At 61.3% G+C, this 14,808-nt stretch carries 12 protein-coding genes; 2 read left to right on the top strand and 10 right to left on the bottom strand.

Features of this window, described 5'->3' with window-relative positions; translation table 11 throughout:
* Window position 1: 1 nt before the first annotated feature.
* From TU75_RS00910 to TU75_RS00900, 3 genes are read right to left on the bottom strand one after another with little or no spacing between them, the layout of a single operon-like run.
* Window positions 2–595 carry a glutathione S-transferase gene (locus TU75_RS00910; RefSeq protein WP_060547948.1) on the bottom strand — a complete coding sequence of 198 codons (594 nt, stop codon included), beginning with the start codon at window positions 593–595 and terminating at the stop codon, window positions 2–4.
* Window positions 592–4,230, bottom strand: coding sequence for an AAA family ATPase (locus TU75_RS00905; protein ID WP_060547947.1), 3,639 nt, complete (start codon window positions 4,228–4,230; stop codon window positions 592–594). Before TU75_RS00905 ends, TU75_RS00910 begins: the two co-directional genes overlap by 4 nt.
* Window positions 4,227–5,468, bottom strand: coding sequence for an exonuclease SbcCD subunit D C-terminal domain-containing protein (locus TU75_RS00900; protein ID WP_015372224.1), 1,242 nt, complete (start codon window positions 5,466–5,468; stop codon window positions 4,227–4,229). Before TU75_RS00900 ends, TU75_RS00905 begins: the two co-directional genes overlap by 4 nt.
* 609 nt (window positions 5,469–6,077) lie before the next feature.
* Here TU75_RS00900 and TU75_RS27270 point away from each other — a divergent pair.
* Complete coding sequence (locus TU75_RS27270; RefSeq protein WP_141719232.1) at window positions 6,078–6,458, top strand: hypothetical protein; 381 nt, start codon at window positions 6,078–6,080, stop codon at window positions 6,456–6,458.
* A 41-nt stretch (window positions 6,459–6,499) separates the two neighbouring features.
* On the opposite strand, the gene TU75_RS00890 is transcribed toward TU75_RS27270, so the two are convergent.
* Window positions 6,500–7,024 (bottom strand): hypothetical protein, encoded by a 525-nt coding sequence (locus TU75_RS00890; RefSeq protein ID WP_060547945.1) that lies wholly within the window; start codon window positions 7,022–7,024, stop codon window positions 6,500–6,502.
* Window positions 7,025–7,798: 774 nt separating this feature from the next.
* Here TU75_RS00890 and TU75_RS27265 point away from each other — a divergent pair.
* The gene (locus tag TU75_RS27265; protein WP_141719233.1) at window positions 7,799–8,179 is read left to right on the top strand and encodes a hypothetical protein; all 381 of its coding nucleotides are present in this window, start codon (window positions 7,799–7,801) and stop codon (window positions 8,177–8,179) included.
* A gap of 45 nt (window positions 8,180–8,224) precedes the next feature.
* Here the strand turns inward: TU75_RS27265 and TU75_RS00885 are convergent, their stop codons facing one another.
* From TU75_RS00885 to TU75_RS00860, 6 genes are all read right to left on the bottom strand, one after another.
* On the bottom strand, window positions 8,225–8,749 hold the full coding sequence (locus TU75_RS00885; RefSeq protein ID WP_060547944.1) for a hypothetical protein: 525 nt from the start codon (window positions 8,747–8,749) through the stop codon (window positions 8,225–8,227).
* Window positions 8,750–8,933: 184 nt separating this feature from the next.
* Window positions 8,934–10,574 carry a BatD family protein gene (locus tag TU75_RS00880; RefSeq protein ID WP_060547943.1) on the bottom strand — a complete coding sequence of 547 codons (1,641 nt, stop codon included), beginning with the start codon at window positions 10,572–10,574 and terminating at the stop codon, window positions 8,934–8,936.
* A complete protein-coding gene (locus tag TU75_RS00875) occupies window positions 10,571–12,304 on the bottom strand; it encodes a tetratricopeptide repeat protein (RefSeq protein WP_060547942.1) in 1,734 nt (577 codons plus the stop codon). The genes TU75_RS00880 and TU75_RS00875 overlap by 4 nt, the downstream gene beginning before the upstream one ends.
* Window positions 12,301–13,389, bottom strand: coding sequence for a vWA domain-containing protein (locus TU75_RS00870; RefSeq protein WP_003236439.1), 1,089 nt, complete (start codon window positions 13,387–13,389; stop codon window positions 12,301–12,303). Before TU75_RS00870 ends, TU75_RS00875 begins: the two co-directional genes overlap by 4 nt.
* Window positions 13,382–13,876 (bottom strand): DUF4381 domain-containing protein, encoded by a 495-nt coding sequence (locus TU75_RS00865; protein WP_003236440.1) that lies wholly within the window; start codon window positions 13,874–13,876, stop codon window positions 13,382–13,384. Before TU75_RS00865 ends, TU75_RS00870 begins: the two co-directional genes overlap by 8 nt.
* Window positions 13,873–14,805 carry a DUF58 domain-containing protein gene (locus TU75_RS00860; protein ID WP_003236442.1) on the bottom strand — a complete coding sequence of 311 codons (933 nt, stop codon included), beginning with the start codon at window positions 14,803–14,805 and terminating at the stop codon, window positions 13,873–13,875. Before TU75_RS00860 ends, TU75_RS00865 begins: the two co-directional genes overlap by 4 nt.
* Window positions 14,806–14,808: the final 3 nt, after the last annotated feature.

Genomic DNA, 14,808 nt, shown 5'->3' with positions numbered 1-14,808 from the left:
CTCAGGGTTTGGCCATTACCGCTACAAACAGCGGCGATTCCAGAAAGCGCTGCAGCCAGGTATGTAATCGGATATAGGGCGTACTGGCGAACCACTCGCGATCCACATGGGCAAACTGGCGCACGAACGGTGCCAGTGCCACATCTGCCAGGCTCAAATGCTCGGCCAACAAGCAGCTACGCCCCGCCAGTAAATGTTCCAGCTTCTGCAGGAACACCTCACCCTCGGCCCGATAATGTTCCATCGGATGCTCCGGGTAACGCTCGGCGTACTTGTATCGATTCAAATGATGTTTGAAGTCCTGGTCATTCTCGGCGATCAACGCCAGCGCGGCCGGGTCATCCTGCCGCAACCAGTCATCCGGGTCGTGCTGCGCCAGGGCCCACTGCATGATCGCCAGGCTTTCATCGATCACTTGGCCACCCACGCTCAATACCGGCACCGTGCCCTTGGGCGATAGCGCCAGCATTTTAGCCGGCTTGGCCCTCAGGCTCACCTCGACAATGCGCACCGCCACCCCGGCGTAGCGCAGGGCCATGCGAGCGCGCATTGCATAAGGGCAGCGCCGGAACGAATACAGCAGCGCCTCGCTCACGTGACCTCCAGGGTGCTCAAGCCGTTGCCCTGACGCTTGACCTGGATCTGCACCGGAATGCGCTCGTGCATTTCCTGCACATGGGAAATCACCGCCACCTTGCGGCCCTGGGCCTGCAAGCCGTCCAGCGCGTCCATCGCCAGTTGCAGCGACTCCGGGTCCAGGCTGCCGAAGCCCTCGTCGATAAACAGCGACTCAATCTTCAGCGTGCTCGACGCCATGGACGCCAGCCCAAGGGCCAGGGCCAGCGACACCAGAAACGTCTCGCCGCCAGACAACGAATGCACCGAGCGCAGTTCGTCACCCATCTCCGTGTCCATCACCAGCAGCCCGAGCATGCTGCCGCCGCGCTTGAGGCGATAACGACGCACCAGTTGGCGCAGCTGCACGTTGGCGTGGTGCACCAACAGGTCGAGGTTGTAGGCCTGAGCGAGTTTGCGGAACACGTCGCCGGTGGCCGAGCCGATCAGTGCATTCAGGCGCGCCCAGCGTTGCCATTCTTCATAGGCCTTGGTGATTTGCGCGGCCAGTGCACTGTTGGCGTCCTGGCGGCGCTGGTCTTCAGACTGGCGCGCGCGCAGCTCGGCGCAGCATTTTTCGCCCTCGGCCAATTGCTGGTTCAGGGCTGCGAGGTTGCTGTCCAGCTGTTCGGCTTCCAGGTTGCCGTTGTGCAGAGCCTGATGGTCGGCCAGGCGCTGTTCGCGCTCTTGCAGTAACACCCTGGCTTGCTCGACGGCTTTTTCACTGGCCTGCACCTGGTGGCGCAGCGCACTGAGCTGAGCGTCGTCGAACCCCAGCAGGCGTGTGAGTTGGGTGTCATCCAACTCGGCATGCAATGCGCGCCACTCGCTCAAGCGTGTGTCGAGCGCCGCTTGTTCGCTGTGCAGCGCCGACTGACGTTCTTCACGGGCCTTGAGGTCAGCCGCCAACTGGATCAGCTCGTTATGAATGGCCTGCAATTGTTGACTGGCATCGGTTTCGCTCTGGCGTGACTGCACCACCGCCTGTTCCAGCTGCTGTTGCCAGTGTTCGGCACTGGCGTAGTCGCCCAGCAAGGTCGCAAGTTTTTCCTGGGCGGCCTGTTGCTGGGTCGCCAGCTCATTGAACTGCTGGCTGAGCGCGTCGAGCTGCTGCTCACGATGCTGCTGATGGGTGTGCTCTTTCTCGATGGCCTGCTGACGCGCCTGCTGTTCGGCCAGTTCGTCACGTTGATGGCCCAGTTGCTCAAGCCGCTGGCTAACGTGCTGGTCGAGCAACATGAAGGTTGCCGCCGGATCGCGGCGCAGACCGTCGAGGGTTTCGGCGGGCAACAGGCTGGCGAAGGCGTGCAATTCTTCGTCCAGGCGTTCGCGGTCGTTGGCCAGCTCGCGTTGCTGGTCGAGCATCAGTTGGCGCGCTTGCTGGCTCGCTTCCTGGGCGCTTTGCAGCTGCTGTTGCAGGCGCCCGGCATTGTGTTGCAGGTTGAGCAGTGCGGCCTGGCGCTGTTCGTCCTGGCCGATGCTCTGGGTCAACTGGTTGAGCTGCTGGGCCAGCCAGGCACTGCGTTTGGCCGCTTCCTGATTGAACAGCGAAGCCGCCAGCGGGTGCGCCTCAAGGCTCGGCTTGAGCGCAGTATGCTGGGCGCTCAGGTGGTCCTGTTGTTGCAGGAACTCTTTCTGCTGGGCGATCAGGCCGCCGACCTCACCGCGCAGCTCGGTGAGCTTTTCCTTGAGCGTGTCGACGGCTTTCTGCGCCGTGGCCTCTTCGGTTTCATCGTGGCGACCCAGGCTGTGCAGCAGCGCTTCGGGCTGGTGATACGGGTGTTCAGGGCTGCCGCACACGGGGCAGGGCTGGTCGTCCTGTAACTGTTCGCGCAACTCCTCGACGCTGGCACTTCGCGCCAGGCGTTGGCGCTCCAGCAGTTGCCGGGTCACGGTGAGGGTCTGTTCGGCGACCGCCAGTTCGGCCTTGGCTTGCAGGCCGGTCTGGTTCAGTTGCTCGCGTTTTTGCGCCGCGTCGACGAGCTTCTGCGTGAGGGCGGCGGCTTGCTGGTCCAACTGCTGCTGGCTGTCCCACAGGCGCGTCAGGTCTTCGAAGGCGCGCTGTTGCTTGCGATTGTCTTGCAGCAGGCTGGCCAGCAGTTGCACCTGTTCGGCTACAGCGTGGGGTTCGGCGCCGGCTTCCTGAAACAGCAGGTCCAGCGCTTCGCGCTGTTCGGCGAACGTTTGTGCAGTGGCAGTGGCGCGTTGTTCCAGCTGGGGCAATTCGGCCTGGCCTTTGCTCAGGCGATTGCCGATCAGCATCAGCTGTTGCAGGCGATCGCGGTAGGCGTTCCAGGCATCGCTCAGCGGGGCAAGGACGGCGCTGCGTTCAAGCTCGGCGGCCAGGCGTTGAAGGCGCTGTTCGACGTCGGCGTGTTTGTCCTGCATGGCTTTGAGCCGGGCCTGGCCTTCATGGCAGGCGCTTTGTTGCTGGTGTTTTTCTTCGGTGCGCTTGGCGAGTTCGCGAGTCAGGTGGGCGAGGGTGCTTTGCTCTTCGACGGCCTGGCGCAACAGAGGCGCGGCGTCGGCCTGGTTTTTCAGGGCATGGGCCAAAGCGCTTTGCGCGCTGGTTTGTTGCAACTGTGCCTGCTGCTGACGGGTATGCAGCGCGTGTTGCTGTTCAATAAGCTGCTGAATCTGCGCGGCCAGTGGCGTGAGCAAGGTATTGAGTTCGGCTTGGCGCGCGAAGTGATGACGTTGTGGCGCCAACTGCTCCAGGTGGTTCAGGTCCTGGCGTTGCGGGCTCTGGGCTGTCCACTCGGCGTGTGCCTGTTGCAGTTGTTGGGTGGCGCTGAGCTGGCGCTCCTGCCATTCGCGCAGTTCCTTGAGCCAGGTGTGTTGCAATTCGAGCTGCTTGAGCTGGGCCTGCTGAGTCTTTAACTGTTGCTGTGCGTCGCTCAGTTGCTGGTCCAGTTCGGCACGGGCTTCGGCGGCCAGCGGGACGATGCCGGTGGCTTGATCCTGCAACTGCTTGTGTACGTCTCGCGCGTCTTTGGTCTTGTCGAAGGCGCGGCGACCAAGCTGGGTGTACAGCGCGGTGTCGGTGAGCTTTTCGAGCAGCTCGCTGCGCTCGTTGTCGTTGGCCTTGAGGAACGCGCTGAACTCGCTTTGTGCCAGCAGCACCGCACGGGTGAACTGCTCGAAGTTCAGGCCCAGGGCCAGTTCCAGCTGAGTTTTGTATTCGGTTTTCTGGCTGGCCAGCACTTGATCGCTGTCCAGGTCCAGCAGGCTTTGCCGACTGTTCTGCAGCTTGCCACTGGCCTTGTCGCGGGCGCGGTTGGCCTCCCAGCGCGCGCGGTAGCGACGGCCGTTGACGCCGACAAAATCCACTTCGGCATAGCCGCCCCCCGTGCCGCGACGGATCAGCGTGCGCGGATCGCCAATGGAAATGTCAGTATCGGCATCCGGCATTTTCGCCTGGCCGGTGTCGCCCAGCCGCGGCACCGCGCCAAACAACGCCAGGCACAAGGCATCGAGCAGGGTGCTTTTACCCGCGCCGGTGGGGCCTGTGATTGCAAACAAGCCGGCGCTGGCTAGCGGCTCGGCGGTAAAGTCGATTTCAAACGGGCCTGCCAGTGAGGCGAGGTTTTTCAGGCGGATGGCAAGAATTTTCATGGCTGTTGCTCCTCCTGTTGCACTTCCTGGAGCAGCACGGCGAAGTCATTGAGGGTCTGCTCGTCCACTTCACTGCCGTAGCTGTCGTGCCAGGCGCGGCTGAACAATTCCTGGGGCGTGAGCTGGTCGAGTTCGATCAGTCGTGCGTCGTCGTTGTCGTCCTGACCGCGCTTGCCGGCGTATTCGGCGGCGATCCGCACCAGGCGCACGGCCTTGCCCTGCAAGGCGGCTTCGATTTGCTGGCGCAGGTCCGGCTGCGGCTCATCCAGGCGCACACGCACTTCGAGCCAGGGATGACGCTGGGTTTCGGCGAGCAGGTCAATGTCGGGCAGCTCTGCCAGCGCTTTGAGAATGTCAGCCAGCGGCGCGGCGTCCAGGCGAAGCAGGTTGACCGCGCGCGGGATCAGCAGCGGTTCGACGCTGACCAGTCTTTCGCCCTGGAACATCACGTCGAGAATCTGGTGTTTGTAGCCGATCTCGGAAAACGACAGCGGAATTGGCGAGCCGCTATAACGAATGCGCTCTTCGCCATTCACCTTTTGTGGCTTGTGCAAATGGCCGAGGGCTACGTAACCGACCGTTTTATCGAAAAGACTGGCAGGCAGCGCCTCGGCGTTGCCGATGATCAGGCTGCGCTCGGAATCTTCCGAGACCGAACCGCCGGCCATATGCGCATGGCTGATGGCAATCAGCGCCTGGCCTTTTTTGCGCTTGGCGTTGGCGGCGGCGATCAGCCATTCATGCACTTGGCCGATACCGCGCAAGTAATCGTCGCCCAAGTGGGCGCCGGTGACCTCCGCCGGGCGCAGGAAGGGCAGTGCGAGGCACCAGCCGGCAATCTTGCCTTTGGCCGTGGGCAAGGGAATCAGCAGGCGCTCGGCATCCAGTTGCCCGTCATCCAGCCACAGCACCCGGCCCAGCGCATGGGTGCGCAGACGGCGCATCAACGGCGCGGGCAACTCGATGCGCGAGCCGGAGTCATGGTTGCCGGCGATCATCACGATGGTCAGTTCGGGGTTTTGTTCGTGGGCGCTGATGATGAAGTCATACAGCCGCTCCTGAGCCTTGAGCGGCGGGTTGACCGTGTCGAAGATATCGCCGGCGATCAGCAGCACGTCAGGGCTATGAGCCTTGAGCTGACCCAGCAGCCACGCCAGGAAGCAGGCGTGTTCGAAGTCGCGTTCCTGGCCATGGAGGTTTTGGCCCAGGTGCCAGTCGGAGGTGTGAAACAGACGCAAGGCGAACTCCGTGGAGAAGATGGAAAGGAGGGGAGTTTACCTGCAAAAGCGCGGGGTATGCCTGCGGCCTGTACAGACCAAAGGTGGGAGGCTCCACCAAGTCTTCGACTTGGCGGCGTCGCGCAGCAAACTGGCGCCTCTGTGGCGAGCGGGCTTGCCCCGCGTTGGGGTGCGCAGCGCCCCCAATCAAGGGGAACGCGATGTACCTGACACTGCCCTGAGCAAGGTATTGGGGCTGCTGCGCAGCCCAACGCAGGACAAGCCTGCTCGCCACAGGAATGTGACTGTTTGAACTTTCAGGTTTAAATCAAAAAGTTATTTTGTGTTTGGTAAACGTGGGATCGCTCTCGATAGCGGCGGCTCTGCGAGTCTCGATATGAATAACCTGGGCATTAATAAAAGTCTGCTTGTCTCAGTGTCGAATTAAAGTTTATTCAGGCAGGGTTTGGGATTAGGAAAAGACTTACACGCTCCTACTCTTAAAGATGACGGAGCAGTCCTTATCGTTTTTAGGAAGCGTCCGGCATATTCGGGTTAATTATTCGTGCATCATTTTTCAGCGTCTTCTGTCCGAAGAGGCCGTCCTGATAGTTTATTGTGGAGAGCGTTATGAAAAAACTTATCGCGTTACCCTTCGCAGTGTTGATGTTGGCGTCCATGCAGGCCTCTGCCTTGTGTTTGAGTGTTAACGATAGTTATACCGGAACTGTCCCGCCTGATACCGAAGTGACGGCATATGGACCATTTTCCATCACACCTGCCAATGGATGTTTAACAGCCAGTATTGAGGCGATGGTGTTTGCTGGCGGTGCCGGAAAAGCCCCTGGCATATTTATTGAGCGCGAGGTAGGCTCATCATGGAAAAGAGAAACGTACAGCATCGGAAACAACGCGTCGTATGTCGGTTCTTTTGGCAGTTATCGCGTAAGGGTGAGTAATGATAGCGGCGTTGCAAAAGCGTACTCGGGGACCGTCAGGTACGGTCGTTAGGCGCTGTAGCCAGTGCGCCTACACGGCGCACTGCGCTTTGTTCAAGCCTTTTCGTTAACCGACAAAGTGCTGCTGGAAGAATTGACAAAGTACGCCAGCGCGTTGATAGCCTGATTGGCATTGACCATGCCCTGCAGATAATCCATGGCACCTTCTCTATACGAGCGCAGCGGCTCACTTTTACGGTAATCGATTTCATCCTGCATTTTTTCATTGAACAAGGCGATAGCGTTGAATTTAACGTCGGTTTTTGTTTGATAGCCGTTAACGTCAGATGCACCGTCTCCAGCAATAAACAGTCCAAACGCTCGCCGGCTTATCATGCCCTCATCGTAAAGCCGTCTGCCTACTTTCTTGAACTCATCGGTACTGATCGAAGTCATGTCATAACCTTTCAAAAAATCCTTAAGTGCGCTGATTCTCTCCTCATCTTGCAATTTCAAAGCCTGCGCTGCCTCGGAGGCGTCAGTGACGGTAAAGGCATTAGTGGTCATTTGCGGATTTTTGATGACATAGGCAGCGCTTTCACGGGATGGGTGAGTCGATGGTGTCAAGATGATAGCCATTTGCAAGCTCCATTAGTTGAACATTACATCCTGTTATCGGCGGTTGAGGTGCGCACTTAAGTGTGATGAAAGTATTTGTACTGTGTTGTGCTCATTTAAATAAAGTGCCTCTGGCTACAAGCACCACGGGCTAACGGCTTAGGAAGTATCCTGCGCGTTAAGGCGAAATGGACTACTAGCCAAAGACGGCTATCGTCGGGAGCGGTGATGATGGTCGGGGTGGCACCAGCGTGGGGTATGCCTGCGGCCTGTACAGACCAAAGGTGGGAGGCTCCACCAAGTCTTCGCGCAGCAAACTGGCGCCTCTGTGGCGAGCGGGCTTGCCCCGCGTTGGGGTGCGCAGCGCCCCCAATCAAGGGGAACGCGATGTACCTGACACTCCCCTGAGCAAGGTATTGGGGCTGCTGCGCAGCCCAACGCAGGACAAGCCTGCTCGCCACAGGAATGTGGCTGTTTGAACTTTCAGGTTTAAATCAAAAAGTTATTTTGTGTTTGGTAAGCGCGGGCTCGCTCCCGATAGCGGCGACCCTGCGAGTTTCGATATGAATGACCTGGTATTAATAAAAGTCTGTTTGTCTCAGTGTCGAATTGAAGTTTATTCAGGCAAGGTTTGGGATTAGGAAAAGACTTACATACTCCTACTCTTAAAGATGACGGAACAGTCCTTATTGTTTTTAGGAAGCGTCCGGCATATTCGGGTTAATTATTCGTGCATCATTTTTCAGCGTCTTCTGTCCGAAGAGGCCGTCCTGATAGTTTATTGTGGAGAGCGTTATGAAAAAACTTATCGCGTTACCCTTCGCAGTGTTGATGTTGGCGTCCATGCAGGCCTCTGCCTTGTGTTTGAGTATTAACGATAGTTATACCGGTGTCGTTAAGCCTAAAACTGCAGTGACGGCATACGGGCCTTTTTCCATTACCTCCGCTAACGGTTGCTTAACGGCAAGTGTTGATGCAATGGTTTCGATCGGCGGTGCTGGAAAGGCCCCTGAAATATATATTGAGCGCGAAGTGGGTGCGTCATGGAAAAGAGAGACTTACAGTGTCGGAAATAATGCGTCGTATGTTGGGCCTTTCGGTCGCTACCGCGTGATACTGAACAACGATAGCGATATTCCAAAATCCTACTCAGGAACGGTAAGGTACGGCCGGTAGGTAGCTGGCGCTGGTAGTGCGCTGCACAGCGCGCTACCAGCAGGATCAAGCTCGCTCGTCCACCGACAGGGCGCTGTTCGATGAGTTGACAAAATACGCCAGCGCGTTGATAGCCTGATTGGCATTGACCATGCCCTGCAAATAATCCATGGCGCCTTCTCTATACGAACGCAGCGGCTCACTTTTACGGTAGCCTATTTCATCCTGCAGTTTTTCATTGAATAAAGCGATGGCGTTGAACTTTACATCGGTTTTGGTTTGAAGACCGTTAACGTCAAAAGCGCCATCTCCTAGAATGAACATTCTAAAGGCGCGCAAGCTGATCATTCCCTCATCATACAGTCGACTACCCACCTCCTTAAGTTCATCGGTACTGATAGAAGTCATGTCATAACCTTTCAAAAAATCCTTAAGTGCACTGATTCTTTCCTCATCTTGCAATTTCAAAGCCTGCGCTGCCTCGGAGGCGTCAGTGACGGTAAAGGCATTAGTGGTCATTTGCGGATTTTTGATGACATAGGCAGCGCTTTCACGGGATGGGTGAGTCGATGGTGTCAAGATAATAGCCATTTGCAAGCTCCATTAGTTGAACATTACATCCCGTTATCGGCGGTTGAGGTGCGCACTTAAGTGTGACGAAAGTATTTGTGCTGTGTTGTGTTCATTTAAATAAAGTGCCTCTGGCTACAAGCACCAGGGGCTAACGGCTTAGGAAATATCCTGCGCGTTGAGGCGAAATGGACTACTAGCCAATCTATTTGGGATAGAGCGGCGGCAAGCTGGTGCTGTCCGTTGCTGGATCCTGCTCGCGGTCCGCCATTGGAATGGCCTTGACCGCACGCCACAGGTCTTCCCCCAGCCAGTAGTGGCCTCCTTCGCTGTACAGCGCGCCATTCAACCCATCCAAGGCATCCGATAACGGCACGAAGCGCGCCGCCATCTCGGCGAGGGTTTCCGGTTGCTGGCGGGCCCAGGCGTCCAGCGCCTGGCGCGTGGCCTGGGGGTCGTTGGCCTGGGTGGCGCGTTTGAGGTCGTCGAGCAGGCTGCGCGGGCTCGGGCCGGTTTGCGCGGCACGCAGCACGGCCGGCTGCGAGCGGGCGCGCCACCACAGGCCGAAGCCGAGCAGGGTGGTGCAGGCCAGCAGCAGGGTGCTCAACTGCCACAGCCACAGATGGCTATCGTCGGGGGCGGTGATGATGGTCGGGGTGGCAGGCGTGTCCACCACCAGGCTCGGGTTGTTGGCCACTTGCAGAGTGCGGGCCGGCAGGCTGGTGCGCTCAAGGTGGTCTTCGTGGGTGTTCCACCACACTACTTCCAGCGGCGGCAACTCCAGCGCGCCGACCCGATTGGGCACCAGGGCCTCGCGGTCTTCACGGCTGCCGACCAGACCACGGTCGCTGTTCTGGTTGCCCAGCACGGGCTGGTCCGGATAACGACGCAGGCCGGCGATGTCGGTGCTGGGCAGGGCCGGCAGTTGTGCGCTGGACAGCCCTTCGGCCTTGACCGTGAGGCGGCGGGTCAGCGAGTCACCCACCTGTACATGCTCGGGCTCCGGGTTCCAGCTTTCCGTGAGGGTCAGGCTGCGCGCCGGCAACCAGGGCGCATCCGCCGGGTACAGGGCGGGTTTGGGCTTGACCGTCAACAGCATGGGCGCGGAGCTGACATGGATCAGCTTGCCCGGCTTGGTGCCTTGCAGGGTGTTCTCCTGCGCCGGGCGCGACTCCACCAGCGTTGCGCTGAAGGTCTGCGCGGGAATCTCCACCGCGCCGCTGCGCTGCGGGTAGATGGCGTAGCGCGTTTCGATCACGCCATGACGAATGCTGTTGATGACTTTCTCGTAAGTGCGCGACTCACCCAGTTGCTCGATACGCGCGTCCGGAATCTGCAATGGCGTGAGGCTGCTGTCGTCATACAGCGACACCGAGTGGTACACGCGCACAGTCATCAGCACCTGGGCCTGCACGTAGGCCGTGTTCTGGTCGAGGCTGGCCTGGACGAACACGGGTGCAAGTTCCGCGCTGGTGTTCTGGCTGGCGGTTTCCATCACTTGCAGGGCGATTGGCTGGGTCCTGTACTCGCCCACCTGCAGCGGCGGGATCACCACCTCGCCGTTCTCCTTGGGCAACAACGTGATGATCCAACGCGTAGTCGCGTGGTTGTCGCCGCCCAAGGTGGTGAGCTGGTTGATCTGGCGCGTGCCGCTGACTTCGAACTGCGCGTCCAGAGGCGACAGGTCGGGCTTGCCGAACTGGGTGACGTCGCTCGATTCCACCGTCAGTTCCACCGTTTCCCCGGAGTTGAGGCGGCTGCGGTCGACGCTGGCGACCAGGCTCGCTGCCTGGGCGGAGCCTGCCGTCAGCGCGAGCAGAAGCAGAAGGGGGGGGCAGCGGTTCATCGCGTCTTGTCCTGATGCTGTTGCTGTTCGTACCAGAATTTGCGCCGCAGCAGCTCGCCGGGGTTGTCCGGGATCTGCTGCAGCCATTGTTCCAGGGCCTGACGGTGTTCGCCGTCGAGGCTCGCGTCATTGGCGTTCAGCGGCGGGGTGGTGGTTTGCTCATCGCCCAGCTCGCTGCCCGGGACTTCATTGCTGCCGGACTTCGACGGTGTACCCGGTTGGGTATCGCCGGTCTGGCCCTGGCCCTGGGACGATTGCTCGCCGCCGGTGGCACGTTGCCCGCTGTCGCCCGGTTGCGCAGTTTGGCCGGGTTGGGTGGTTTCGTCATCTTCGTTTTTTGCAGGCTCAGGCGGCTCGGGGGGCGTCTGCTGCTGCATCAGGGCTTCGACCAGGGCCTTGTTTTGCAGCGCCGGTTGCAGGTCCGGTTGTGCTTCCAGGGCCTGGTCGTAGGCGTCGATCGCCGCTTCCAGCTCGCCGGAGCGGGCCAGGGCGTTGCCTCGATTGTAGTGGGCGCTGGCGTCAGTGCCCTGGGCAAAACGCTTGATGGCCTCGGCATAGTTGCCCGCCTCATACAGCGCCACGCCTTGCCACTGCGGGTCGGCAAAATGCTCGGCGGCTTCGGCGGGGCGTTGCTGTTGCAGCAACTGCTGGCCTTGTTGGTCGGCGCGCAGCCACAGGTCTTGCAACGCGAAGGCGTAGCTGGGCTGCGGCGCGGCCATCAGCAGCAGCGGCAGGCAGAACAACCAGCCACGCCGACCGGCGCAGGCGGCCAGCAACAACAGCGGCAGCAGCAGCCAGTAACCCTGGTCGGCCCAGCTGTCGAGGTGCAGCCGTTGGCCGTCGCTGCGCGCCGTTTGTGGCGGGTCGAGCACGCCGAGCTGACGCAGGTCTTTGTCGTCCAGGCGCGCGGCGCGGTAGCGACCGCCCATCTCGCTGGCGAAAGCCTTGAGGGTCGGGCTGTCGAGCCGCGGGATCAGGATCGCGCCTTGTTCGTCTTTGAGGAACTCGCCGCTTTCCTGGGTCACCGGTGTGCCTTCGCGGCTGCCGATGCCAAGAATCGACAGCGCCGGTGACGCATTGCCTTGCAGCAACAGCCGGATGCCCTGGCGCTCCTGTTTGGACAGCGACGAGCCGATCAACAGCAGGCGCCCCTGGCCGAGGCCGCCGTGCTTGAGCAGGGCCAGGGCCTTTTCCACGGCGAGGTCCGCGCGATGGCCGGGCTCGGGCATGATCGAGGGACGCAGGGCTTCGAGCAGGTTGCGGCTGGTGCCGAGGTCGTCCGACAGCGGCACCAGGGTGTGGGCACTGCCGGCGTATACCACGATGGCGGTTTGCGCATCGCTGCGCGCCTGCAGCAAGTCATACAGCTTGCGCCGCGCCTGTTCGAGGCGATTGGGCGGGCTGTCGGTGGCGAGCATTTCCGGGGTCAGTTCCAGCAGCACCACTAACGGGTCGGCAGGCTTCTGGCTGGTTTGTTCCACGCGCTGCCAGCTCGGGCCGAGCAGCGCCAGCACGGCCAACAGCCATGCGAGACCCAGCAGCACCCACGGCGATTTGCTCTCGCGCCCATTGCCGCCGCTGAGCAGCGCGGCGTGGAACGTGGGCGGCAGGATCATCTGCCAGCGCCCGGCGCGTTTTTGCCGGTGCCACAATTGCCACAGCAGCCAGCCAAGCAGCGGCAGCAGCAACAGCCACCAGGGACGGAACCAGTGCGGCCACAGGTCGATCATCGACGCCTCCGCAGACGCAGGCGTTTGAGGCGCTGGCGCCATTCAGGGCGCTGCGGCAGGAACATCCCCCGCCTCGGCAGCTTGTTCAACAACCGTTGCAGGGCGTTGTCGGGCCAGCGTTCATGGATCACCAGCAGCATGCTCAGGATCAGCGCCAATGCCAACGGCCCGCTGTACAACGCCTGGGCCGGGCGGGCCTGGGTGGGTTGCTGTTCGACCGGTTCAAGTTGGTCGAGGGTGTCTTTGACTTGTTGCAGTTCCTCACCATCCCGTGCGCGGAAATACCGGCCGCCGGTGGCTTGGGCGATGGCCTTGAGCGCCGGCTCGTCGAGGTCCAGGCTCGGGTTGACGCCGAGGATGCCCAGGGAACCGGTCTGCTCGGGGTCGGCGCCGATGCCGATGGGGTAGATCTTCACGCCTTCTTCAGCGGCCAGGCGCGCGGCGGTCAGTGGGTCGATCTGCCCGCCATTGTTGGCGCCGTCGGTGACCAGAATCAGCACGCGGCTCTGCGCCGGACGCTGGCGCAGGCGCTTGAGGGCCAGGCCGATTGCGTCACCGATCGCGGTGTTCTTGCCGGCGATACCGATACGCGCTTCGTCCAGCCAGGTACGCACGGTGCGCCGGTCAAACGTCAGCGGCGCCTGCAAATAGGCCTGGCTGCCAAACAGGATCAGCCCGACGCGGTCGCCTTCGCGGCCTTGCAGGAAATCGCCGAGCAAATGCTTGACCAGAGTGAGGCGACTGACGTCCTCGTCCTGCCAGTGCATGTCGGGAAAGTCCATGGAACCGGACACGTCCACCGCCACCAGCAGATCGCGGCCACTGGCGGCAATCGGCAGTGGCTCGCCGAGCCATTCGGGGCGGGCGGCGGCGGTCAGCAGCAGTAGCCACAGCACCACGAACGGCGCTTGCTGGCGCCAGCCAGGCAGGTTGATGCGCGCGCGACGCCGGGCCAGGCCTTCGAGGTCCTCGAGGTAGCTGACGTTGAGCGCCGGCTCGCCACTGTCGGCGATGGGTAACAGCAATCGCATTACCCAGGGCAAGGGCAACAGGGCGAAGATCCACGGCCAGGCGAACTCAAACATGTTTGCGAATCCAGGTGTCGACGGCCTGGGTCAGGCCAGCGATGGCCTTGTCGTCGAGTTTGCATTCGGGCTTGTAGGCGCCTTCGACCAGCACCATCCAGCGCGTGAGGCCGGCGGCCGGGCAGCGGTTGTCGAGAAACGCCAGCCATTTGCGGCCGTTGAGGGTGTGGCTCTGGCTGTAGGGATAGTCGTTGCGGCACAGGCGCTTGAGCAGGCCGTTGAGCTGTTGCAGCCAGGCACCGGCGGGTGCGCCGTCATACGGCTTGGGCATCAACGCCAGCTCGGCCAGGGCGGCGATGCGCAACGGGTCCAGCGGTTGCTCGGCGCGCGCTACCGGGCGGCGGGTGGGCAGGAAGCGACGCGCCCACCACAGGCCCCAGCCGAGCAGCGGCACTGCCAGCAGCAACAGCCACCAACCCGGCGCGGGCGGCCACAGGCCGATGGGCGGCGGAGTGATCAGCGGTTGCAGTTGCTCGAGGCTGCTCATTGCTTTTTGACCGGGCGCTGCGGGTTAAGATATTCGCGCAGTTGCTCGACCATTTCGCTCTGGGTGCTCAAGGGCATCAGCAATACCCGCAGTTTCTGCGCGAGCCGTTCCCAGCGGGCGGTACGCGCCTCGGCCTGGGCCTTGTAGGCCTGGCGCAGGTCGAAGTTGAGCGTGTCCAGTTCCAGCTGCGCGCCGCGTTGCGCGAACCTGAGCAGCCCGGCGGCGGGCAGGGCGTGGTCGAGTGGGTCGGAAATCGGCAGCAGCAGCAGGTCGCAATGGCGCGACAGCAGGCTCAGTTGCTGTTCGGCGCCTTCGGTGAGGGCGCGCTCGTCACAGATCACGATGCCCAGGCTGCCCGGGCGCAATACTTCGCGGCCACGGCGCAGCGCCATGCCCAGGGCGTCGGCTTCCGGAAGGCTTTCGGTGTTCAGGCTCTGGTTGACGTGCACCAGGCGGTTGAGCAGTTGCAGCAGGCTTTGCTTGCTGCGTCGCGGTTTGATTTCGTAATGCTCGCTGTCGCCGAACACCAGCCCGCCAACACGGTCGTTATGCCCCAGCGCGGCCCAGCCAATCAAACTGGCCGCCTGCGCCGCCAGCACCGACTTGAACATCTGCCCCGAGCCGAAAAACAGCCGGCAGCTTTGCTCCACCATGATGAAGATCGGACGTTCGCGCTCTTCGTGAAACAGCTTGGTGTGCGGTTCCTGGGTGCGCGCGGTGACGCGCCAGTCGATGGTGCGCACATCGTCGCCGGCCTGGTACACGCGCACCTGATCGAAGTCGACACCGCGCCCGCGCAGCTTGGAGTGGTGCAGGCCGATCATCGGACTGCGCTGGCCGGGCGTTGAAAACAGCTGCACTTCGCGCACGCGATGACGCATCTCGATCAGCTCGCTGAGCGTGACGCGGATGCCGGCGCTGGTGTTCATCGG

Origin of the sequence: Pseudomonas poae, from assembly GCF_001439785.1 — a bacterium.
Taxonomy (GTDB): Bacteria; Pseudomonadota; Gammaproteobacteria; order Pseudomonadales; family Pseudomonadaceae; genus Aquipseudomonas; species Aquipseudomonas poae.
This window is presented reverse-complemented; position numbering and strand designations above follow the sequence as displayed.

What these genes read in the sequence shown, in the direction of transcription:
- TU75_RS00905 (WP_060547947.1), bottom strand. Translation starts at nt 4,230, where the DNA reads ATGAAAATTCTTGCCATCCGCCTGAAAAACCTCGCCTCACTGGCAGGC.
- TU75_RS27270 (WP_141719232.1), top strand. Translation starts at nt 6,078, where the DNA reads ATGAAAAAACTTATCGCGTTACCCTTCGCAGTGTTGATGTTGGCGTCC.
- TU75_RS00890 (WP_060547945.1), bottom strand. Translation starts at nt 7,024, where the DNA reads ATGGCTATCATCTTGACACCATCGACTCACCCATCCCGTGAAAGCGCT.
- TU75_RS27265 (WP_141719233.1), top strand. Translation starts at nt 7,799, where the DNA reads ATGAAAAAACTTATCGCGTTACCCTTCGCAGTGTTGATGTTGGCGTCC.
- TU75_RS00885 (WP_060547944.1), bottom strand. Translation starts at nt 8,749, where the DNA reads ATGGCTATTATCTTGACACCATCGACTCACCCATCCCGTGAAAGCGCT.
- TU75_RS00880 (WP_060547943.1), bottom strand. Translation starts at nt 10,574, where the DNA reads ATGAACCGCTGCCCCCCCCTTCTGCTTCTGCTCGCGCTGACGGCAGGC.
- TU75_RS00875 (WP_060547942.1), bottom strand. Translation starts at nt 12,304, where the DNA reads ATGATCGACCTGTGGCCGCACTGGTTCCGTCCCTGGTGGCTGTTGCTG.
- TU75_RS00870 (WP_003236439.1), bottom strand. Translation starts at nt 13,389, where the DNA reads ATGTTTGAGTTCGCCTGGCCGTGGATCTTCGCCCTGTTGCCCTTGCCC.
- TU75_RS00865 (WP_003236440.1), bottom strand. Translation starts at nt 13,876, where the DNA reads ATGAGCAGCCTCGAGCAACTGCAACCGCTGATCACTCCGCCGCCCATC.
- TU75_RS00860 (WP_003236442.1), bottom strand. Translation starts at nt 14,805, where the DNA reads ATGAACACCAGCGCCGGCATCCGCGTCACGCTCAGCGAGCTGATCGAG.